The organism is Pseudomonas bananamidigenes, assembly GCF_001679645.1.
Taxonomy (GTDB): Bacteria; Pseudomonadota; Gammaproteobacteria; order Pseudomonadales; family Pseudomonadaceae; genus Aquipseudomonas; species Aquipseudomonas bananamidigenes.
This window is the reverse complement of sequence record NZ_LRUN01000039.1, coordinates 13,792-35,835: the sequence shown is the minus strand read 5'-3', so window position 1 is coordinate 35,835 and position 22,044 is coordinate 13,792. Positions and strand designations below refer to the sequence as shown.

Annotated in this window: 20 protein-coding genes and 1 pseudogene; 5 read left to right on the top strand and 16 right to left on the bottom strand. The window is 60.1% G+C overall.

The genetic code is table 11. The features are described from left to right. Window positions 1-229 precede the first annotated feature (229 nt). Window positions 230-1,858 (top strand): glucan biosynthesis protein D, encoded by a 1,629-nt coding sequence (locus tag BBF94_RS14395; protein WP_065259661.1) that lies wholly within the window; start codon window positions 230-232, stop codon window positions 1,856-1,858. Between the two features lie 122 nt (window positions 1,859-1,980). On the opposite strand, the gene BBF94_RS14390 is transcribed toward BBF94_RS14395, so the two are convergent. The 4 genes from BBF94_RS14390 to BBF94_RS14375 form a co-directional block, all read right to left on the bottom strand. Further along, window positions 1,981-2,514, bottom strand: coding sequence for a GNAT family N-acetyltransferase (locus tag BBF94_RS14390; protein WP_065259660.1), 534 nt, complete (start codon window positions 2,512-2,514; stop codon window positions 1,981-1,983). 91 nt (window positions 2,515-2,605) lie between these two features. Next, the gene (locus BBF94_RS14385) at window positions 2,606-3,712 is read right to left on the bottom strand and encodes an NADH:flavin oxidoreductase/NADH oxidase (protein ID WP_065259659.1); all 1,107 of its coding nucleotides are present in this window, start codon (window positions 3,710-3,712) and stop codon (window positions 2,606-2,608) included. Between the two features lie 257 nt (window positions 3,713-3,969). Next, complete coding sequence (gene recJ / locus BBF94_RS14380) at window positions 3,970-5,679, bottom strand: single-stranded-DNA-specific exonuclease RecJ (protein ID WP_065259658.1); 1,710 nt, start codon at window positions 5,677-5,679, stop codon at window positions 3,970-3,972. Between the two features lie 54 nt (window positions 5,680-5,733). Then, on the bottom strand, window positions 5,734-6,276 hold the full coding sequence (locus tag BBF94_RS14375) for a YaeQ family protein (protein WP_065259657.1): 543 nt from the start codon (window positions 6,274-6,276) through the stop codon (window positions 5,734-5,736). A gap of 146 nt (window positions 6,277-6,422) precedes the next feature. Here BBF94_RS14375 and BBF94_RS14370 point away from each other — a divergent pair, with 146 nt between their 5' ends. Continuing rightward, window positions 6,423-7,622, top strand: coding sequence for a CaiB/BaiF CoA transferase family protein (locus tag BBF94_RS14370; RefSeq protein ID WP_065259656.1), 1,200 nt, complete (start codon window positions 6,423-6,425; stop codon window positions 7,620-7,622). Then, window positions 7,570-8,529: a TIGR02285 family protein gene (locus tag BBF94_RS14365; RefSeq protein ID WP_225875056.1), complete on the top strand. Its 960-nt coding sequence runs from the start codon at window positions 7,570-7,572 to the stop codon at window positions 8,527-8,529. The genes BBF94_RS14370 and BBF94_RS14365 overlap by 53 nt, the downstream gene beginning before the upstream one ends. 174 nt (window positions 8,530-8,703) lie before the next feature. Here the strand turns inward: BBF94_RS14365 and BBF94_RS14360 are convergent, their stop codons facing one another. From BBF94_RS14360 to ffh, 12 genes and pseudogenes are all read right to left on the bottom strand, one after another. Continuing rightward, entirely contained in the window at window positions 8,704-8,985 is a 282-nt protein-coding gene (locus BBF94_RS14360) for a DUF3509 domain-containing protein (RefSeq protein ID WP_065259654.1), read from the bottom strand. A gap of 164 nt (window positions 8,986-9,149) precedes the next feature. After that, entirely contained in the window at window positions 9,150-9,557 is a 408-nt protein-coding gene (locus BBF94_RS14355) for a response regulator (protein ID WP_065259653.1), read from the bottom strand. 142 nt (window positions 9,558-9,699) lie between these two features. Further along, window positions 9,700-11,049 (bottom strand): transporter substrate-binding domain-containing protein, encoded by a 1,350-nt coding sequence (locus tag BBF94_RS14350; protein ID WP_065259652.1) that lies wholly within the window; start codon window positions 11,047-11,049, stop codon window positions 9,700-9,702. Between the two features lie 118 nt (window positions 11,050-11,167). After that, window positions 11,168-12,577, bottom strand: coding sequence for a threonine synthase (gene thrC / locus BBF94_RS14345; protein WP_065259651.1), 1,410 nt, complete (start codon window positions 12,575-12,577; stop codon window positions 11,168-11,170). Window positions 12,578-12,643: 66 nt separating this feature from the next. Next, window positions 12,644-13,946, bottom strand: a pseudogene (locus BBF94_RS14340) (homoserine dehydrogenase). A gap of 131 nt (window positions 13,947-14,077) precedes the next feature. Then, a complete protein-coding gene (gene dsbC / locus BBF94_RS14335; RefSeq protein WP_065259650.1) occupies window positions 14,078-14,809 on the bottom strand; it encodes a bifunctional protein-disulfide isomerase/oxidoreductase DsbC in 732 nt (243 codons plus the stop codon). A 141-nt stretch (window positions 14,810-14,950) separates the two neighbouring features. Further along, window positions 14,951-15,847, bottom strand: a complete 897-nt coding sequence (gene xerD / locus BBF94_RS14330) for a site-specific tyrosine recombinase XerD (protein ID WP_065259649.1) — start codon at window positions 15,845-15,847, stop codon at window positions 14,951-14,953. A 199-nt stretch (window positions 15,848-16,046) separates the two neighbouring features. Beyond that, the gene (rplS, locus tag BBF94_RS14325) at window positions 16,047-16,397 is read right to left on the bottom strand and encodes a 50S ribosomal protein L19 (protein ID WP_065259648.1); all 351 of its coding nucleotides are present in this window, start codon (window positions 16,395-16,397) and stop codon (window positions 16,047-16,049) included. Window positions 16,398-16,443: 46 nt separating this feature from the next. Next, window positions 16,444-17,196: a tRNA (guanosine(37)-N1)-methyltransferase TrmD gene (trmD, locus tag BBF94_RS14320; protein WP_065259647.1), complete on the bottom strand. Its 753-nt coding sequence runs from the start codon at window positions 17,194-17,196 to the stop codon at window positions 16,444-16,446. Window positions 17,197-17,199: 3 nt separating this feature from the next. Continuing rightward, window positions 17,200-17,736 (bottom strand): ribosome maturation factor RimM, encoded by a 537-nt coding sequence (gene rimM / locus BBF94_RS14315; protein WP_065259646.1) that lies wholly within the window; start codon window positions 17,734-17,736, stop codon window positions 17,200-17,202. A gap of 5 nt (window positions 17,737-17,741) precedes the next feature. Further along, window positions 17,742-17,993, bottom strand: a complete 252-nt coding sequence (gene rpsP, locus BBF94_RS14310; protein ID WP_065259645.1) for a 30S ribosomal protein S16 — start codon at window positions 17,991-17,993, stop codon at window positions 17,742-17,744. Window positions 17,994-18,241: 248 nt separating this feature from the next. Next, window positions 18,242-19,618: a signal recognition particle protein gene (gene ffh / locus BBF94_RS14305; protein ID WP_065259644.1), complete on the bottom strand. Its 1,377-nt coding sequence runs from the start codon at window positions 19,616-19,618 to the stop codon at window positions 18,242-18,244. A 210-nt stretch (window positions 19,619-19,828) separates the two neighbouring features. Between ffh and BBF94_RS14300 the strand changes: the two genes are divergently transcribed. Together BBF94_RS14300 and BBF94_RS14295 are read left to right on the top strand one after the other, a co-directional pair. Continuing rightward, the gene (locus BBF94_RS14300; RefSeq protein WP_065259643.1) at window positions 19,829-20,641 is read left to right on the top strand and encodes a cytochrome C assembly family protein; all 813 of its coding nucleotides are present in this window, start codon (window positions 19,829-19,831) and stop codon (window positions 20,639-20,641) included. 12 nt (window positions 20,642-20,653) lie between these two features. Further along, a complete protein-coding gene (locus tag BBF94_RS14295) occupies window positions 20,654-21,895 on the top strand; it encodes a transporter associated domain-containing protein (protein ID WP_065259642.1) in 1,242 nt (413 codons plus the stop codon). Window positions 21,896-22,044: the final 149 nt, after the last annotated feature.

The window sequence follows — 22,044 nt, the reverse complement described above, 5'->3', positions numbered from 1 at the left end:
AAATGCCCTGTAAATCAGAAAAGGCTGTGGGACAAGTAACCGTAACGTCTTGTTTCATTGAGACGCTATCGCGGTGCTATCAATGATTTTTGCAAAATCAGCGAACGGATTAAGCTAGCGCGCATCTGTTACTAGTCCGTAGCGTTTGGCCGAAGGCTTGTCCGAACCGTAATTTCTGATCCAGTACGTGCCAGGAACGGCGCGGGATTGTCCACGACAGGTTGTATCTATGCACCGCAGGAATTTGCTCAAAGCGTCCATGGCCATTGCGGCCTATACCGGTCTTTCGGCCACCGGCCTGCTGGCCTCTCGGGCCTGGGCCGCCTCTGGCGGTGCCGCCGACGGTGAAGCCCAGGCCTTCGACTTCGAAGCGCTGAAGCGCCAGGCCAAACAACTGGCCGGCAGCGCCTATCAGGACACCAAGCAGGTGCTGCCGCCGACCCTGGCGACCATGACCCCGCAGAATTTCAACGCGATCCGCTACGACGGCGAGCATTCGCTGTGGAAGGAGAACAAGGGTCAGCTCGACGTGCAGTTTTTCCACGTCGGCATGGGTTTCCGCCAACCGGTGCGCATGTACAGCGTCGACCCCAAAAACCGCACGGCCCGCGAGGTGCATTTCCGCCCTCAGCTGTTCAACTATGAAAACACCTCGGTCGACACCCAGCAGCTCAAGGGCGACCTGGGTTTTGCCGGCTTCAAGCTGTTCAAGGCACCGGAGCTGGATCGCCATGACGTGGTGTCGTTCCTCGGCGCCAGCTACTTCCGCGCCGTGGATGCCACTGGCCAATATGGCCTCTCCGCCCGTGGACTGGCCATCGACACCTACGCCAAAAAGCGCGAGGAATTTCCCGACTTCACCAAGTTCTGGTTCGAGACGCCGGATCAGAACGCGACCCGCTTCGTGGTCTACGCCCTACTGGATTCGCCGAGCGCGACCGGCGCCTATCGCTTTGACATCGACTGCCAGGCTGAACGCGTGGTCATGGAGGTCGATGCCCACGTCAACGCCCGCACCGCCATCGAACAACTGGGCATCGCGCCAATGACCAGCATGTTCAGCTGCGGCACCCATGAGCGCCGGATGTGCGACACCATTCACCCGCAAATCCACGACTCGGATCGTCTGGCCATGTGGCGCGGCAACGGCGAGTGGATCTGCCGTCCGCTCAACAACCCGGCGACGCTGCAGTTCAACGCCTTCGCCGACACCGACCCGAAAGGTTTCGGCCTGGTGCAGACCGACCACGAGTTCGCCAACTATCAGGACACCGTCGACTGGTACAGCAAGCGCCCGAGCCTGTGGGTTGAACCTACAACCGCATGGGGCGAAGGCTCCGTCGATCTGCTGGAAATTCCTACGACCGGCGAAACCCTCGACAACATCGTCGCGTTCTGGACGCCGAAGAAACCGGTCGCCGCCGGCGATTCGCTGAACTACGGCTACAAACTCTACTGGAGCGCACTCCCGCCGGTCGGTACACCGCTGGCGCGGGTACATGCGACCCGTTCGGGCATGGGTGGTTTCGTCGAAGGCTGGGCACCGGGCGAGCATTACCCGCCGGTCTGGGCCCGGCGTTTTGCCGTGGACTTCACCGGCGGCGGCCTCGAACGCCTGCCGCAGGGCACCGGGATCGAGCCAGTGGTGACTTGCTCCAACGGCAAGGTGCAGGACTTCAGCGTTCTGGTGCTGGATGACATCAAGGGTTACCGGATCCTGTTCGACTGGTATCCGACCAATGACAGCGTCGATCCGGTGGAACTGCGGCTGTTCATCCGCACCAACGACCGCACATTGAGCGAGACCTGGTTGTACCAGTACTTCCCGCCGGCGCCGGACAAGCGCAAATATCCTTGAAAGATCGCTGGTAACTGAGCGAGCCTCTTCGCGAGCAGGCTCGCTCCCACACTGAATGTCGATTGATTACAGAATTTGTGAACAACCGAAAACCTGTGGGAGCGAGCCTGCTCGCGATGACGTCAGTCCAGGCGACAGTAAAAGTGAATATCGTGGGGTTCGAGTGCAAACAGCCCGGGATCCGGTTGCTCCAGCAAACGGCAACCCTGGCGCTGGTAGAACTCCACGGTGTTGCGCGATTCGGTCGCCGAGACATACAACGCCTGGACCCCCACCTTGCGGCCATATTCGCAGGCGCGGGCAAACAGGCGCCCGCCCCATCCCTGCCCACGGTAAGCGCGGCTGATATGCAGAAACTTCATCTGGCGCATACTCAGGCCCTGATTGTGAATAACCCGGTTATCCACAACCACCGCCGCCACCAGTGTTTCTCCATCGAAAAGTCCGTGTAGCCAGCCGCCACTGCGCCAGCACTTTTCCAATACCCGCGCATTCTCCTCCGCTTCCCCCTCGGGCCATCCGCGCATGTCGAAATGCGCCGGATACAGAATCAGCTCACCGTTTTCCACGCGATAGCACGCTTCGACCCGTTCACTGCGGTCGATCAACGCCAACAGTGACAAGTCCGATTCAGTCAGCGCTCGTTCGATCAACATTGCGGTCCATTCCTTTGCAATTGCAGACGGCAGGCAAGAAAAAACCCGCCCTTTTATCGGCGGGTTTTATAGGCTTTGCGACACGTCGGAATCAATCCCGCAGATCAGACTCGTGAATCGGCTGATCCCGATGAGTCGCCCGCTGATACTGCGCCGGCCACACCGCTTTGCGACCGCCCAGGTCATCGTCGGCATGCAACGGCCAGTAAGGATCACGCAGCAGCTCGCGGGCGAGGAAAATGATATCGGCCTGACAGGTCCTCAGAATGTGTTCGGCCTGAGCCGGCTCGGTAATCATGCCCACGGTGCCGGTGGCAATGCCTGACTCCTTGCGCACCCTTTCGGCGAAGCGTGTCTGATAACCCGGTCCCACCGGAATTTCGGCATTGGCTGCAGTGCCGCCCGAGGAAACGTCGACCAGATCCGCACCGAGCGCTTTCAGGCGTCGTGCCAGCTCCACCGTTTCATCCGGATTCCAGCCGTCCTCGACCCAATCGGTGGCCGACAGACGCACAAACACCGGCAATTCCTTCGGCCAGACGGCGCGCACAGCTTCGGTCACTTGCAGCACCAGACGAATACGGTTTTCGAACGAGCCACCGTACTGGTCGCGGCGCTGGTTACTCAGTGGCGAGAGAAACTGGTGCAGCAGATAACCGTGCGCCGCATGCACCTCGACCACACTGAAACCGGCGGTCAGCGCACGTCTGGCTGCCGCCACGAAATCCTCGATGACCTGGTTGATCTGCCCTTCATCCAGCTGTTTCGGTTGGGTGTGCTGCGGGTCAAAGGCAATCGGCGACGGCCCCACCGGCGTCCAGCCGCCATCCTCGGGTTTGACGCTGCCGTGCTTGCCGATCCACGGCCGATGGGTGCTGGCCTTGCGCCCGGCGTGGGCCAGTTGAATGCCGGCCACTGCGCCCTGTGCGCTGATGAACCGGGTGATGCGTTGCAGCGGCGCGATCTGTTCGTCGTTCCACAGTCCCAGATCTTCGGCAGTGATCCGCCCGTCGGCGGTAACCGCCGTGGCTTCGGTAAATACAAGGCCCGCACCGCCCACCGCACGACTGCCGAGGTGTACCAGATGCCAGTCGTTGGCCAGGCCGTCGACGCTGGAATACTGGCACATGGGCGATACGGCGATGCGGTTGGACAGTGTCAGTTGGCGAAGGGTGAAGGGTTCAAGCAGCAGACTCATGGGGCACCTCTCGAATCAGTGGGCAGGCTCCAGGGTTCTGTTTGAAAAGTCGACGAGTGACAGGAAAAGGTACAGCACCCGCCCCCGCGGGCAAAAAAATCGACAAGACGTCACAAGGCCAATCAAGCAGTGCTTAGAGCCTAGTCGACATCCGAAGATGCAGGAGGGTTCAGAGTGATTCTGTATGTGTGTGCAAGTCCGCCTTCGCGAGCAGGCTCGCTCTTACAAGAACAACAGCGTGCCTGCTCGCGAAAGGCTCAACGCGGTTCGATGTGGGCAATCATCAACTGCACCGTCTCATTGCCCCGGAATTCGTTGACGTCGAGCTTGTAGGCCAGCTCCACCCATTGAATGGTCGGATTCGGCCACACGTCACGATCGATGCCGAACGCGATGCCATCGAGTTTCACCGAACCGCATTCGCTTTTCAGCACCACTTTCAGATGCCGTTCGCCGACCACCCGTTGCTCGACCAGCTGGAATACGCCGTGAAACAGCGGTTCCGGGAAATGCTGGCCCCATGGACCGGCGTGACGCAGGGCGCGGGCCAGTTCCAGATGAAACTCTTCGACTGCCAGGGTGCCGTCCGACAGCAGGCGCCCGGTCAGGTCCTCTTCGCGAAGCTGCCTGCGCACCTCGGCATCGAAGGCCTCGGCGAACAACGGGAAATTTTCCTGCGGCAAGGTCAGACCCGCCGCCATCGCGTGGCCACCGTACTTGCTGATCAGATCAGGATGCTGCGCTGCCACCACGCTCAGCGCATCGCGAATATGAAAGCCCTGCACCGAGCGCCCCGACCCCTTGAGCAAGCCGTCGCCGGCATCGGCAAAGGCGATGGTCGGGCGGAAATACCGCTCTTTCATCCGCGACGCCAGAATACCGATCACACCCTGGTGCCATTCCGGGTCGAACAGACAAAGACCGAACGGCATCGACTCGACCGGCAAATCCTTGAGCTGGGCCAGCGCTTCGCGCTGCATGCCCTGCTCGATGGATTTGCGATCCTGGTTCATGCCGTCCAGTTGCGCGGCCATTTCCCGCGCCAGAGCAAAGTCGTGGGTCAGCAGACACTCGATGCCCAGGCTCATGTCATCCAGTCGCCCCGCCGCGTTGAGGCGCGGGCCGACGATGAAGCCGAGATCGGTGGACGTGATGCGCGACGCGTCACGTTTGGCCACTTCGAGGATCGCCTTGATCCCGGGCCGCGCACGCCCGGCGCGAATCCGTTCCAGCCCCTGATGCACCAGAATCCGGTTGTTGGCATCCAGCGGCACCACGTCGGCAACGCTGCCCAATGCCACCAGATCCAGCAGTTCGCCGATGTTCGGTTGCGGCTTGCTCTCATACCAGCCGAGGCTGCGCAGGCGTGCGCGCAAGGCCATCAACACATAGAAAATCACCCCGACGCCGGCCAGCGCCTTGCTCGGGAACGCGCAGCCAGGCTGGTTGGGATTGACCAGCGCATCGGCCTGCGGCAGCTCATCGCCGGGCAAGTGGTGGTCGGTGATCAAGACCTTCAGTCCCGAGCGTTTCGCGGCGGCCACGCCTTCGACGCTGGAAATGCCGTTGTCCACGGTAATCAACAACTGCGGTTCACGGGTCAGCGCGACTTCAACGATTTCCGGGGTCAGGCCGTACCCGTATTCGAAACGGTTCGGCACCAGATAATCGACATGCGCCGCACCCAGCAAGCGCAAACCGAGTACACCGACGGTACTGGCCGTCGCGCCGTCGGCGTCGAAGTCACCGACGATCAGGATCCGCTGACGCTGCTCCAGCGCCGTCACCAGCAAGTCGACCGCCGCATCGATCCCCTTGAGCTGCTGGAATGGAATCAACCGCGCCAGGCTCTTGTCCAGCTCCGCCTCGGACTGCACGCCCCGCGCCGCGTACAGGCGGGTCAGCAGCGGCGGCAGATCACCGAGAAATGGCAGAGTGGCGGGCAACGGGCGAGGATCGATACGCATGGGGTGACAGCAACTTCTCTTGAATTCGTGGGATTTTTCGGGAGTGGCGCGGACTCAACCGCGCTCGCCCAGCAACCAGGTCAACTGCACTTCGTGCTGGCCACGGTCGTCGGTGACGAAGACCGTGCCTTCGCTGATCATCACGTCCCACTTGATGACGCGGGGCATGTCCTGAGCCAGGGTTTCCAGGACTTCCTGCGGAACGGCGGCGATGTTGACGTTTTTCAGGCCCTTGACCGCCGGCACCACTTTGCCTTCCCAGACGCGCAGGCTGCCGTAGGCCAGCAGGCTGGTGCGCTCGGTGCGACGGGAGCACCAGGTCAGGCGATCGACATCCGGCTGGCCGACTTCGATCCAGTGCAGGACGCGGTCGTCCAGGCTCTTTTCCCACAGCGCAGGTTCATCCACATCCGACAGACCACGACCGAAGGACAGTTGCTCGCTGTACCAGAGCGCGTAGGCCAACAGGCGCACGGTCATGCGTTCTTCGGTTTCCGAAGGGTGACGGGCGATGGTCTGCTTCACGTTCTCGTAGACGTTGCGGTCAAGATCGGTGAGGTTCAGTTCGAATTTGTAGGTAGTGGACGGCTGGGCCATGAACGGGCTTCTTGATACGAGGAAAGTCGGCAAGTCTAACCGATGCCGCAGGCAATCCACGAATTGATGGCGATCAACCTTGCGCGACTGACGGCCGGCTATGTTAAAACGCTGTATCTGCCCAGCCTTGTCCTACAGGATTTCGCATGCCGTTCGCCAACAAACCCCTCAGCGGTCTGAAAGTCATTGAATTGGGTACCTTGATTGCCGGCCCGTTCGCCTCGCGCATCTGCGGCGAGTTCGGCGCCGAAGTGATCAAGATCGAATCGCCGGACGGCGGTGATCCGCTGCGCAAGTGGCGCAAGCTGTATGAGGGAACCTCCCTGTGGTGGTTCGTCCAGGCGCGCAACAAAAAGTCCCTGACGTTGAATTTGAAACACCCCGACGGCCTGGCTGTCCTGAAAAAGCTGCTGGGTGAAGCCGACATCCTGATCGAGAACTTCCGCCCCGGCGTCCTGGAGAAACTCGGCCTGAGCTGGGAAACCCTGCATGCGCTGAATCCCAAACTGGTCATGGTGCGCCTGTCCGGCTTCGGCCAGACCGGCCCGATGAAAGATCAGCCGGGGTTCGGTGCCGTCGGCGAATCCATGGGCGGCCTGCGCTACATCACCGGTTTCGAGGACCGGCCACCGGTGCGCACCGGAATTTCCATCGGCGACTCGATTGCTGCGTTATGGGGGGTGATCGGCGCATTGATGGCTTTGCGTCATCGCGAGGTCAACGGCGGCCTCGGCCAGGTCGTCGACGTGGCGTTGTACGAGGCGATTTTCGCGATGATGGAAAGCATGGTCCCGGAGTTCGACGTGTTCGGTTTCATCCGCGAACGCACCGGTAACATCATGCCGGGTATCACGCCGTCCTCGATCCACACCAGCGCCGATGGCAAACATGTGCAGATCGGTGCCAACGGCGATGCAATCTTCAAACGCTTCATGTTGATCATCGGACGCGACGACCTGGCCAATGACCCGACGCTGGCCAGTAATGACGGACGTGACGCCCGTCGCGACGAGTTGTATGGCGTGATCGACCGCTGGGTCAATTCGCTGCCGCTGCAAACCGTGCTGGATCTGCTGAACCAGGCTGACGTCCCGGCCAGCCGGATCTTCAGCGCCGAAGACATGTTCAACGATCCCCAGTACCTGGCCCGGGAAATGTTCCTGCACGCCAGACTCCCGGACGGCAAACCCTTCAAGATGCCCGGCATCGTGCCGAAACTCTCTGAGACACCCGGTACGTCCGAATGGGTCGGACCGCAGCTCGGTGAACACAATGCGCAGGTACTCCACGATCTTGGCTACGACGAGAAGCAGATCGCCCGGCTGCGCGAAGACGGAGCCATCTGAGCTGAAACACCGACAGGTCCCGGCCTCCAACCGCGCCCACCACTGGTGGACGTGGCGGCTGTTCGGCCTGCTTTTTCTGCTGGTGCTGCCAGCGTGGGCGCAGGCAAGACCGACGCTGATCTGGCTGTTGCGCGATCTGCCGCCTCTGACCATTCTCGAAGGTCCGAAAAAGGGCCAGGGGGTCATCGATCAACTGATGCCGATGCTGATAGCCGGCATGCCGCAATACGAACACACCCTGATGCGGGTCAACCGCGCCCGCGGCATCCAGATGCTGCATGAACACACGTTTGCCTGCGATCCCTCACTGGTCTGGAACAAGGAAAGGGCGCAATGGATCGCGTTCTCCATTCCCGCCTTCCGCGCCGTCAGCAATGGGCTGGTGATTCTTCGCAAGGATCGCGAAAGACTGGAACCGTTTCTGGTCGAAGGCCAGGTCGATCTTTCATCGTACATGGCCACAGGCGAGAAAAAGGTCGGGGTGGTGGCTGAGCGAAGTTATGGTGACTACGTCGACACTCTGCTGCGCCAGGCGCCGAACGACTCGTTGACCCCTCACTACGGCAACGACGCGCTCAGCAGCCTGCTCTCGATGCAGCGGCTGGGTCGCCTGCAAGCGGTACTGGGTTACTGGCCGGAAATCCGCTACCAGGCACGTCAGGTTCAAATCGCTGAAGAGGATCTGGAATTTTTTCCCATTCATGGATCCGACAAGTACATCTCCAGCCATGTCGGCTGCACCGACACCACTGAGGGGCGGCAAGCGATCCGTGAAATCGATCAACTGCTGCGCACCTTGCCCCACGAACAGCTGAGTCAGTTCTACGCCGAATGGCTCGACCCTGAAATGCGCCCGGACTATCTGGAACAGGCACGGATTTACTTCCGGCAACAGGCTGCGCAGTAAATCTCGGGCAAAAAGAAACCCCGAGAAGTGGGGAGACGACTCGGGGTTAAACGTGGTCTTGATCAAAGACCCGTGACAGCAAGTGACAAGCACCGGAGCACAATGCTTGATCCTGCTGCTATCGGGTCTGACTGACAGGGATGCAGGAAGGTTCCCACAAAAGACAAATCTGTTTCAGAGTGCCGGATGCTTGTCCCGGGCGGCGTTGCGCAATGCCGCGATCACACAGGGCTCCAGCCGGCCTTCGGCAATCAGGATGTCGCGGTGCAGACCGTCGACCACATCCGTCAACTGGCGTTTGTCACTCAATTGCGCCTGATTGAATTCTCGTTCCACCACGATGGCGCCACTGCCGTTCTTCAGCGTCACCAGACATTCGCCATGCAGACCGCATGGGGCCAGCGTTACCTGATACGGGCTCAGAGCCTCACCGAGCAATAGACTGATACTTTCCATCCCGATCTCCACTCAATAGTCCGAAAACACAGTGCCTGGGGCGTGTACACAATCAATGACCACCGGCCCGAGAAGAAAGTTCTGTACTTCGGCGACCTCTTGCGCAGCGTCACCGTCGTGTTCGAGCATGCATGGAGAAGATGACAGAAAAATAACCGCCGGCTTCAGGAACCGACCGAACGTCGGGGCTGTGACAGGTAGCTGTCGAGCAGATTACGCATCAGTACTGCAGAAACCGGTGTACACAGCCTGCCCAGAAGTAGCACGCCGCCCTCACTCAGCACGGGATCCAGGTCAGCCAGCAGGCTGGGGGCCACCACTCCCAGCAGGATCAACGCTTGCGCCTCCTGTCGGGCAGCCAGATGCCTGATCAAGGCCAGTCCTTCACCGCTTTTGAGTTGCGGATTGCAGATGGCGATATCGACGGCCCCTCGCCGCTCCAGCGAACGTTTTGCCGCACCCAGCGAAGGCGCGGTCAACACGTCGTAGATTCCCATGGCGTTGAGCATCTGATGCAACGCCATCAACTGAAATGGATCGGGCTCGAGAAGCAGGATTCTGAGCGAGCGCATCGGATGACCTCTTGCAAGACAAACACGGCTTCTTGCCGCAGGGGTCTGTCACTCTAGGTCAGTCGTCCTAGGCCTCCCATCAGAAAAGTAGCCACGTCTTATAGGACGTTTCCTATCTTCAACCAGACATCGCCGTCCGCTTTCAGGCCTGTCTCTGGGTGATGTCCGTCCATCCCCCCAGCAAACCGCGCAACGCGCCGTCGGCACCGTAGAATGGCACGGTCCACTGATAGACCTGCCGTGGGCCGCTCTTGAACATCAGTTGCCGCTTGCTGAACAGTGTCCTGCGAGTGCGCAGTTGCACCATGAATTCATCATGCAGCATCAAGGCAGTGGCTTGCGGAAGTACATCAAGCTGATGCAGCGTCCGCCCCTGCACCTGCTCCAGACGCACCCCCAGCGCCTCTTCATAACTGCGGTTGCACATCACCAGACATCCCTGCAGATCGCGAACGAACACCGGGTCAGGCATGGCATCGATCAGTGCATGCTGAAAGGCCAGTTGATCGCCCAGCTTCTTCTCCACCTCACCTCGTTGCTTTATCTCGGCCGCGAGCCGACGATTCCATAACAGCGAAAGCAGGCCCAATACCCCGAAGGCGCCCATGCCCCAACAGCTCCACTTGAGCACGCGTGCTCCAAGCGACGGCGCCGGTGCAGGCGAAATGCCCTCCAGCCACTTCAGGCGCATGGCACGCAGTTCGGCAACCGAAAAGGCCCCCAGCGCCTTGTTCAGAATGCTCAGCAGTTCCGGCATGCCCTTGCGCACCGCCAGATGATCCGCTTCCCATTTACCTTCCACCAGCCCACCGACCCTGAGCAAGCCAGAGGGATACAGTTGCGCACCGATCTCGTTTTCGATCGTTGCGTAGGCCTCGCCACTCTCGACCAACGCCCGGGCCTCGGCATACGTCTTGACTGAACGTATCTCGATCGCGGGAAAGTCCCGGCGAATGATGTCCTCCAGAGCATGCCTTGCCGGCAGCACCAGAACCCGCTTTTGCAGGTCGTCAAACGATCGAACCGCCGCCCTGCCGGCATGCCCGACGAACACCCATCCCGCCCCGCCGAAGGCATGGCTGAAATCCAGGAATTGCCGGCGCTCCTCGTTCATTGCCAGGGTCGTGCTGATATCGGCAATACCGCTTTCAAGTCGCTCCAGCATATGGTCGGTGGAGAACGACTCCTGATGCACGAACTGCAAACCGGTCATGGCGCTGATGCGCTCGAGCACATCGTTGTTCAAGCCGCTCCACTGACCATGTTCGTCCTGAAACAGATACAGCGGGTACTGAACCGAGGCCACTGTCACCCTGGGGTTATCGCGTATCCATTGGCGCTCACGGGCGTCCAGTTCGATCGGCGGAACATCCAGCGCCGGCGCATGGGGACTCATGGACAGATGAGCCGCCGCGCTCCACTGCATAAAAAAAGAAATGCCCAACAAAACCAACCAGCTCAGTGCCGGCTTCAATCCTGAGTAAAACCGCATTGCCACATCCTTCGTCTTCGACTCGCCCATCCTTCATCGGCGAAACCCGAGCAGTGTGGCATCCAAAACAAGAAAGCCCGTCAGGAGACGGGCTTCAAAATGTGACAGCTTTCAGGGCTTAAAGCGGTTTGCCGCGGTTACCATGCTGACTGACAAAGGCCTGCACGGCTTTCAGTTCGTTTGCCAGAACGGTGCAACGTTCTTCTCTCTCAAACAAATCAGAAAGATGTGCAGGCAGTTCGAGAGCTTTTCCTACACCGGCTTTTTCCACCGCTTCGGGGAACTTGACCGGATGGGCGGTGCCCAGGATCACCATCGGGATGTCCAGGCTGCGACGGCATTCGCGGGCGGCTTTGACACCGATGGCCGTGTGCGGGTCCAGTACCTCACCGGTTTGTTCGAAGACCTGGGCGATGGTTTCGCAGGTTTGCGCATCGTCCACGGCCAGCGAATCGAACAGCTTGCGCGCCTCGGTCCAGCGTTCCTGTTCGACACTGAAACCGCCGCCCTGCCTGAACGAGTCCATCAGACCGGCAATCGCCGCGCCGTTACGACCGTGCAGGTCGAACAGCAAGCGTTCGAAGTTCGACGAGACCATGATGTCCATCGACGGCGACAGCGTGGCGTGCAGGGTTTCCTTGACGTACTGATTGCCGCTCATGAAGCGGTGCAGGATGTCGTTGCGGTTGGTGGCGACGATCAGTTGATTGATCGGCAGGCCCATGTTGCGCGCCAGGTAGCCGGCGAAGATGTCGCCGAAGTTGCCGGTCGGCACCGAGAACGACACCGAACGCGCCGGGCCGCCCAGTTGCAGGGCGGCGTGGAAGTAGTAAACGATCTGGGCCATGATCCGCGCCCAGTTGATCGAGTTCACCGCCACCAGACGTGTGCCCTTGAGGAAGCTCTGGTCGGCGAAGCTGGCCTTGACCATTTCCTGGCAGTCGTCGAAGTTGCCTTCGATGGCGATGTTGTGAATGTTGTCACCGAGGATGGTGGTCATCTGCCGACGCTGCACTTCGGACACACGGTTGTGCGGGTGCAGGATGAAGATATCGACGTTTTCGCAGTGCTTGCAGCCTTCGATGGCGGCCGACCCGGTATCACCGGAAGTGGCACCGACGATCACCACGCGCTCGCCACGCTTTGCCAGCACGTAGTCGAGCAGGCGGCCGAGCAGTTGCAGAGCGAAATCCTTGAACGCCAGGGTCGGGCCGTGGAAAAGCTCCATGACCCATTCGTTGCCGTTGAGCTGGCGCAGCGGTGCCACGGCGTTGTGAGCGAACACGCCGTAGGTTTCTTCAAGGATTTTCTTGAAATCGGCGTCCGGAATGCTGCCGGTGACGAACGGGCGCATCACCCGGAAAGCCAGCTCGTGATACGGCAGGCCGGCCCAGGAAGCGATTTCTTCCTGGGTGAAACGTGGCAGGTTTTCCGGAACGTACAGACCACCGTCGGTGGCGAGACCGGCCAGCAGGACGTCTTCGAAATTCAGGGCCGGTGCCTGGCCGCGGGTACTGATGTAACGCATGACTGACTCCAATGGACAGTGTTCGCAACACCGGGCCCACAGGCGGGCCCGGTGAAGGAGATCGGCTTAGTTCAAGTGCTCGACACGGATCCGCACGACCGGACCGACCACGCCCGCCAGGGCTTCAAGAGCGGCGATCGCATCGTTGATGTGCTGTTCCAGCACGCGGTGGGTCAGCAGGATCATCGGCACCAGGCCGTCGTGTTCCTCGACTTCCTTCTGCATGATCGACTCGATGTTGATGCCGCGCTCCGAGAGGATGCTCGCCACCTGAGCAAGAACGCCCGGATGGTCCTTGGCCTGGATGCGCAGATAGTAGGCGCTTTCGCAGGCTTCGATCGGCAGGATCGGATGGGCCGACAGCGAGTCCGGCTGGAACGCCAGGTGCGGCACACGGTTTTCCGGGTCGGAAGTCATGGCGCGAACCACGTCTACCAGGTCGGCGATCACCGACGATGCCGTCGGTTCCATGCCGCGCGGCGCCGTAGAACAGGGTCGAACCGGCAGCGTCACCGTTGACCATCACCGCGTTCATCACACCGTTGACGTTGGCGATCAGGCGATCGGCCGGGATCAGCGTCGGGTGTACGCGCAGCTCGATGCCGGCGGCGGTGCTGCGTGCCACGCCCAGGTGCTTGATGCGGTAGCCCAGCGCTTCGGCGTAGTTCACGTCGGCGGTGGTCAGTCTGGTGATGCCTTCGGTGTAGGCCTTGTCGAACTGCAGCGGGACACCGAATGCGATGGACGCCAGGATCGTCAGCTTGTGCGCCGCGTCGATGCCTTCAACGTCGAAGGTCGGATCGGCTTCTGCGTAACCCAACGCTTGCGCCTCGGCGAGCACGTCTTCGAAGGTGCGACCCTTTTCGCGCATCTCGGTGAGAATGAAGTTGCCGGTACCGTTGATGATCCCCGCCACCCAGTTGATACGGTTGGCGGACAGGCCTTCACGGATCGCCTTGATCACCGGAATGCCGCCGGCAACCGCCGCCTCGAATGCCACGATCACGCCTTTCTCGCGCGCCTTGGCAAAAATTTCATTACCGTGAACGGCAATCAGAGCCTTGTTCGCGGTGACCACATGCTTGCCATTCTCGATGGCCTTGAGTACCAGCTCGCGGGCAACGGTATAGCCGCCCATCAGCTCTATGACGATGTCGATCTCAGGGTTCGTGGCCACTTCGAAGACATCGTTGGTAATCGCAATACCGGTCGTCTGGAACTGAGGCTTTGGCGTGCGCATGGCAATTTGTGCCACTTCGATTCCACGCCCGGCACGACGAGCGATTTCCTCGGCGTTGCGCTGAAGTACGTTGAAGGTACCGCCACCGACGGTCCCTAACCCACAGATGCCTACTTTGACCGGTTTCACTGTGAACTCCCCATAAAACGGCCGACGCGAGGCCGGCCGTGAAAACAACCGCGCAATCGCGGCTCTCTATTGATGGCCCGGACAAACTGCCGCCGGGCCACGCTCGTCACGTCTTGACGTGACGAAGCGAATTACTTCGCGCCCAGCGCCAGTTTGGCGACTTGTGGCGCAGGCTGGTAGCCCGGAATGACTTGTCCGTCGGCCAATACGATGGCCGGCGTGCCGTTCACACCGATCGACTGACCGAGAGCGAACTGCTTGGAAACCGGGTTATCGCACTTGGCGGCCTTGATTTCCTTGCCATCGACCATTTTGTCCATGGCCGCTTTCTTGTCCTTCGAGCACCACACGGCTTGCAACTGCTCGTCGCCCGGCGAACCCAGGCCCTGACGCGGGAATGCCACGTAACGCACCTCGATGCCGCGCTTGTTCAGCTCAGGCACTTCGGCATGCAACTTGTGGCAGTACGGGCAAGTGGTGTCGGTGAACACGGTGATGTGCGACTTGGTCTCGCCCACGGCCGGATAGACCACGGTCTCGGCGACCGGAATCCCGTTGATCAGTTTGGAAATGCCCAGGCGTTCGGTCTTCTCGGTCAGGTTGACCGGTTTGCCATCCTTGAGCTGGAACATGTAGCCCTGGACGATGTACTGGCCGTCGGCGCTGGCGTAGAGCACACGGCTGCCCTTGAGCTTGACTTCGTACAAGCCCGGCAGCGGACTGGCGGTGATGGTGTCCACCGGGACATCGAGCTGGAGATTTTCCAGGCTCTGGCGGATGGCTTTGTCGGCCGCATCGTCGGCGACGGCAAAGGTGCTGACCAACGCAATGGCTGCGGCGGCGAAAATCTGGGTCAGACGCATGAGAACTCCTGAAGGCGGACAAATGGAGCGATCAGAACGCCCGTGCCGGAACACCGGGTCATAACCGCCCATCGTGCAAACCGGCAAAGCCTACCACATAAGGCCCGCATGGCCGAATGCGCCTGTCGCAATACAGAATGCTCAACCTCGCGGGTGATGTTTCGCATGCAGATCCTGCAGTCGCGCCCGCGCGACATGGGTATAGATCTGCGTGGTGGACAGGTCGCTATGACCCAACAGCATCTGCACCACCCGCAAGTCCGCGCCATGGTTCAGCAGGTGTGTGGCAAAGGCATGACGCAGCGTGTGTGGCGACAGCGATTTGCCGATCCCGGCGACCTTGGCCTGATGCTTGATGCGATGCCAGAAGGTCTGGCGAGTCATCTGTTCGCCGCGCTGGCTGGGGAACAGCACATCGCTGGGACGTCCGCCCAGCAATTCGGCACGTCCATCGCGCAGGTAACGCTCGACCCAGACAATCGCTTCCTCACCCATTGGCACCAGCCGTTCCTTGCTGCCCTTGCCCATCACCCGCAACACGCCTTGACGCAGGTTGACCTGCTCCAGGGTCAGACTGACCAGTTCGGTCACCCGCAACCCGCAGGCGTAAAGCACTTCGAGCATGGCACGATCTCGCTGACCGATGGCTTCACTCAGGTCCGGCGCCTTCAGCAGCGCTTCGACGTCAGCTTCCGACAGGGATTTTGGCAATGGCCGGCCCAGTTGGGGCATGTCGACGCGCAAGGTCGGATCGACCGTGATCAGTTTTTCCCGCAGCAGATAACGATAAAAACCACGTACGCCTGAAAGAAACCTGGCGGTGGAACGCGGTTTGTAATTCTGCTCCAGACGCCAGGCCAGATGATCGAGGATCAACTCGCGACCGGCGTTGATCAGCTCAAGGCCTTTTTCCTGCAACCAGCCGTTGAACAGAGCGAGATCACTGCGATAGGCGTCGCGGGTGTTGTCGGAAAGCCCCTTCTCCAGCCACAGGGCGTCGAGAAACTGGTCAATCAGCGGGTGGTCGATGGCGGGCATAAAAACTCTGGCAAGACAGGGATGGCGGACAGTCTTTCATAGCCCGCTCACTCACGAAACCGCCAGGCAACAAAACCTGGCAACACCGGTACCGGGCGCTTGTCATCATCAATGACTACAAAGCTGAAATGCATCGGATAAATTGCGGACAACAAAAAAGCAGCCCGTAGGCTGCTTTTTTCTGCATCGGAAGCTGGACTTAAGCCAGTTTTTCCTTGATGCGAGCTGCTTTACCCGACAGGTCGCGCAGGTAGTACAGCTTGGCTTTGCGTACATCACCGCGACGCTTGACAGCCATGCTGTCGATCTGCGGGGAGTAGGTCTGGAAAGTACGCTCTACACCAACACCGTTGGAGATTTTACGAACGGTGAACGCACTGTTCACGCCGCGGTTGCGCTTGGCGATTACAACGCCTTCGAACGCTTGCAGACGGGAACGATCGCCTTCCTTCACTTTCACCTGAACGACAATGGTGTCGCCCGGGGCAAAGGCAGGGATTTCTTTGCTCATCTGCTCTGCTTCGAGTGCAAGGATGATTTTGTTGGTCATGCTGTGCTCCTAAGGTAAATCGTCGGGATCTACCATCGATACGTTGTTAACTATCGTCCCGCTCGCGGATGTATTCCTCGAGCAGCTTCTTCTCTTCTCCAGAAAGCGAGCGGCTTTCCAGAAGATCGGCGCGTCGTTCCCAGGTCCGACCAAGGGACTGCTGTAAACGCCAACGCCGGATGTGTGCGTGATTGCCGCTTAGCAATACGTCGGGAACACGCTGATCCGCATACACCTCCGGTCGGGTGTAGTGCGGGCAATCCAGCAAACCATCCGTGAAGGAATCTTCCTCCGCGGAGTCCGCATGCCCTAAAGCTCCGGGCAGCAGTCGTGTAACCGCATCTATCAGGACCATCGCCGGCAGCTCGCCGCCAGACAGGACATAGTCCCCAATCGACCACTCTTCATCGACATGAGCCTCAATAAAGCGCTCGTCAATGCCTTCATAACGACCGGCAATCAGGATCAATGCATCCGATTTCGCCAGTTCGCGTACCGCCGACTGAGTCAGCTGACGGCCCTGGGGTGACAGGTAAATCACCTTCGCCGCCTCCCCGGCTGCTGCCTTGGCCTGAACCAGAGCATCTTCCAGGGGCTTGATCTTCATCACCATGCCCGGACCACCGCCAAACGGGCGATCGTCCACAGTGTGATGCCGATCCGTCGTGTAATCCCGCGGATTCCAACAGGTGAGCTGCAAGAGCCCCTGTTTGGCCGCACGACTGGTAATGCCGTACTCACTGATGGCCGAGAACATCTCGGGGAACAACGTGATGACTTCTACGCGCAGGCTCGCCATTGCTTAGAAATCCGCGTCCCATTCCACCCTCATTTCGCCTGCTTCAAGGTCGATGGCCAGCACGCATTGCTCCGTATAGGGCAACAAACGCTCGCGATCATCCAGGCTGCCTGCGCAGGGTTTGACCACCAGTACATCGTTCGCGCCGGTCTCCAACAGGTGATCAACCTTGCCGAACAGTTGTTCGTCCTGGTTGATGACTTTCAGACCCACCAACTGGTACCAGTAGTACTCGTCGGAAGTCAGGTTGGGCAAAAGGCTTCGCGAGATGCAAATCTCGTAACCGCTCAGAAGACGGGCTTCATCACGATCGTCGAGGCCTTTGAGCTTGGCGACCAGATCCTTTTGAGTGGAACGGCCACTGACCAGCTCTGCCTGCTTGACCACACCTTCGCGCCGAAGCGTCCAGTTACGGTAATTCAGCAGGTTTTCAATCGGATCGGTAAAGGAAAAGACCTTCACCTCGCCGCGAACGCCGTGAACCGAAAAAATCTTGCCGACAACGATAAGGTCGTCCGCTTTTTCTGGCGTCGCGTTCATATAGCTCAGGCTGCAGCCTTGGCTTTTTCCTTCAGCAACTGAGCAACACGCTCAGATGGCTGCGCGCCAACGCTCAACCAGTAGTTCAGACGCTCGTCGTTTACGGACAGACGAACTTCCTGACCACGGGCAACCGGGTTGAAGAAGCCGATCTGCTCTTTGTGGGAACCATCACGCGGGTTGCGCGAGTCGGTTACGGTCAGGTGGTAAAACGGGCGCTTTTTGGAGCCGCCAAGGGCAAGACGGATTGTTAGCATGTGAACATCGTTCCTGTAGTCGGTGCTGCAAATCTAAATGCACAGCGGGCATGGGTGCCCGAAAGGCCGCATATTCTAAGGAATATCCGGACTTTTGCAAATGACTTTTTCCGGCGCCTGTGGCATGCCGTGCAGATTTGCGATAGAGCCGTCGATGAAAACGGCCGGTCAGCTCCCGCCGAATGCGGGTTTACTGTGAATCCCGCTTCCATGCGGGACTGCGCCGGTACGACGACCGGCGAGTTCTTTTACAGTTTCGGCATGCCGCCGCCGGGCAACATTCCACCCATGCCGCGCATCATTTTCGCCATTCCGCCCTTGGCGGAGAATTTCTTCATCATCTTCTGCATCTGCTTGTGTTGCTTGATCAAGCGACCGATATCCTGCACCTGAGTACCGGATCCCATGGCGATCCGACGCTTGCGCGAACCGCTGATCAGTTCAGGGTCGCGGCGCTCGGCCGGGGTCATGGAGTTGATGATGGCTTCCATCTGCTTGAACTGCTTCTCTGCCGCGCTCTGGGCATTGCCCATCTGCGCCAGGTTGACGCCGCCGATGCTCGGCAGCTTGTCCATGAGCCCGCCCAGGCCACCCATGTTTTTCATCTGTTGCAGCTGATCACGGAAGTCTTCGAGATCGAAGCCCTTGCCTTTCTTCAGCTTCTTGGCCAGTTTGTCGGCCTTTTCCTTGTCGAGGGTCGCTTCAGCCTGCTCGATCAGACTGAGCACGTCGCCCATGCCGAGGATCCGCGAGGCGATACGTTCAGGGTGGAACGGATCCAGCGCCTCGGTCTTCTCGCCCATACCGATGAACTTGATCGGCTTGCCGGTGATGGCACGTACGGACAACGCGGCACCGCCACGGGCGTCACCGTCGACCTTGGTCAGGATCACACCGGTCAGCGGCAGCGCGTCGCCAAAAGCCTTGGCCGTGTTGGCGGCGTCCTGACCGGTCATGGCATCGACCACGAACAGGGTTTCGACCGGATTGATCGCCGCGTGCAGCGCCTTGATCTCGCCCATCATCTCATCGTCGATGTGCAGACGACCGGCGGTATCGACGATGACCACGTCGATGAATTTCAGTTTTGCTTCTTTAATGGCCGCGTTGGCGATGTCGACCGGTTTCTGGCTCAGATCGGACGGGAAGAACGTCACGCCGATGTCGTTGGCCAGGGTTTCCAGCTGCTTGATGGCGGCAGGACGATAGATGTCCGCCGACACGACCATGACCGACTTCTTCTTGCGCTCCTTAAGGAAGCGCGCCAGTTTGCCGGCCGTAGTGGTTTTACCCGCGCCCTGCAGACCGGCCATCAGAATGACGGCGGGCGGTACGGCGCTGAGGTTCAAGTCTTCGTTGGCCGCGCCCATCAGGCTTTCGAGTTCGGCCTGGACGATCTTCACGAACGCCTGACCCGGCGTCAGGCTGCGCGACACCTCGGTGCCGACAGCGCGCTCCTTGACCGAATTGACGAAGTCCTTGACCACCGGCAGGGCGACGTCGGCCTCGAGCAGCGCCATGCGCACTTCACGCAGGGTGTCTTTGATGTTGTCTTCGGTCAGTTTCGCCTTGCCGGTGACATGGCGCAGCGTCTGCGAGAGACGGTCGGTTAGGTTTTCAAACATTGCGCGATCCTTTCAGGCCCTGTGTAGACCGGGATAATGGCGGCCCGGACCGGAATCAACATGTACTCGGCGAGCCTGCGGCGTGGGCAGGTCGCGGATTATAGCGAAGACTGCGTCTGGCGGACACCTCGCTGTCAGCTCGTTGAGTCTTTCGTGCGATGGCGGTTCTATGCCAAACTCAGCCCCTTTCGGGCTTGCCTAACAGGATTTATGCTCCCCTTGTCACCGAGTTTGCTGACCACCCTCGCCGCCGCCCTTCTCTATGCCGCTGCGACCCTTTATCAGGGCACCCGCCTGGCCACTGGCGCCAAGGCCGACAAGCGCCTGCTGGTCACGCTTGGCGTGTTCGCCGTGCTGGCTCACGGCGCCAGCCTGCTGACCCACCTGTTGACGCCGATCGGTCTGGGCCTGGACTTCTTCAGTGCTTCGAGCCTGATTGCCGCGGCAGTCATTGCCCTGACGCTGTTGGCCTGCTCGCGAATCCCGGTGGAAAACCTGCTGGTCCTGCTGTTCCCGCTGGGAGCGATCACCGTGTTGCTGGCCCAGTTCGCGCCGACCGGCACCGTGCAGATCATCGACGAAGAACCGGGCATACTTGCGCACATCCTGCTGTCGATCCTCGCCTATGGCATGTTCACCATCGCCGTGTTCCAGGCATTGCTGCTGCTGGTGCAGGATCACCAGCTCAAGAACAAGCACCCGTCCGGGCTGATCAGGAACTTCCCGCCGCTGCAAACCATGGAAAGCCTGCTGTTCGGCTTCCTCTGGGCGGGCTGGACGCTGCTGTCGCTGTCGCTGATTTCCGGCTGGCTGTTCGTCGAGAACCTGTTTGCCCAACATCTGGTGCACAAGACCCTGCTGGCCTGCCTGGCCTGGGTCGTGTTCAGTGTGCTGTTGTGGGGCCGCAACCGCCTCGGCTGGCGCGGCCACAAGGCGATCCGCTGGACCCTCGCCGGTTTCTGCCTGCTGATGTTGGCGTATTTCGGCAGCAAGCTGGTCCGTGAATACATCCTGCATATCTGACGGGCGGCATAAATGGACGGTTTGCCCATAGGGCCGATGCTCGCGGTATTTGTCCTGCTGATTCTCTGGTCGGCGCTGTTCACTGCGATCGAGGTTGCGCAACAGCATCTGCTGGCGCAACGTACGGCCTCGCGCGCCAGCGACAAGCCGCTGGCGAAACTCGGTTTCCCGCTCGACAGCCTGATTCTGTGCAACACCCTGTGCCGCGCACTGGCCGTGGTGCTTGCCACGCTGCTGGCGATTTTCCTCTGTGAAGAAAACGGTCCCTGGGCAGCCGTCCTGGGTGCCGGCGCCGTGTTGCTGGTATTTGCCGACTACTTCCCGCGCAACCTCGCCCAACGCTATCCGGACGCCGTGCTGTCATTCGGCAATTCGTTGCTCGCCGTGCCGCTGAAAATGATCTATCCCCTCGCATGGCTGCTGAGTAGCATCAGTGGCTTGCTGATGCGCCCGCTGGTGCGCAAGGCTCAGGTCGTGCAGCAGAGCGAAGACGACATCCCGCCGGAACGCCTAGACGACACGGAACATCCGTCTCGGCCGCACCCGGTTTCCGGCATCCACGCGCTGGACAACATCACGGTCAACGACATCCTGGTCCCCCGCAGCGACGTCGACGGCATCAATCTCGACGATTCCATCGAAGAGATCACCGAGCAGTTGCGCTACAACAAGCGCACGCGCCTTCCGGTCTTCCACAGTGACATCAATCAGGTCGAGGCCGTCCTCAACACCCGACAGATCCGGCACTTGCTGGACGATCGCAGTCTGACCCGCGAAGCCTTGCTGGCCGCCAGTTACGAGCCGTACTTCGTTCCGGAAAGCACACCGCTGCAACTGCAACTGCTGAACTTCCACAAGCAGCAGCGACGTCTGGGCATGGTCGTGGACGAGTACGGCGAAGTGCTGGGCATCGTCACCCTGGAAGACATTCTCGAAGAAATCGTCGGCGAATTCGAAAGCGAGCACAGCCTCGACAATCCGCACATCCATCCACAGGCCGACGGACGCATGATCATCGACGGCGCCGCCTCGATCCGCGAACTGAACAAATGCCTGGGCTGGCACCTGCCCAGCGACGGCCCCAGGACGCTCAACGGCCTGGTGACCGAAGCACTGGAAACCATCCCGGAAAGCGCGGTGTGCCTGAAGATCGGACGCTATCGCCTGGAGATTCTCGAAACCGAGGAGAATCGTGTGAGCAAAGTACTCATCTGGCACACCAGCTCGGCGCCAGTGCTCGCCGCTGTCCGCTAGTTCGCCCCTTGTTCATTCGTTAGCCACCTTCCTATAATCAGGGCGCTTACCCAAGCCCCGCCGAGCCGTGTGCTTACCCCGCACCCGACAGGTTCCGGCCGGTCCACCGCTGCTTTGCGCATTACACCGACGATTGTTCCTACCTGGAA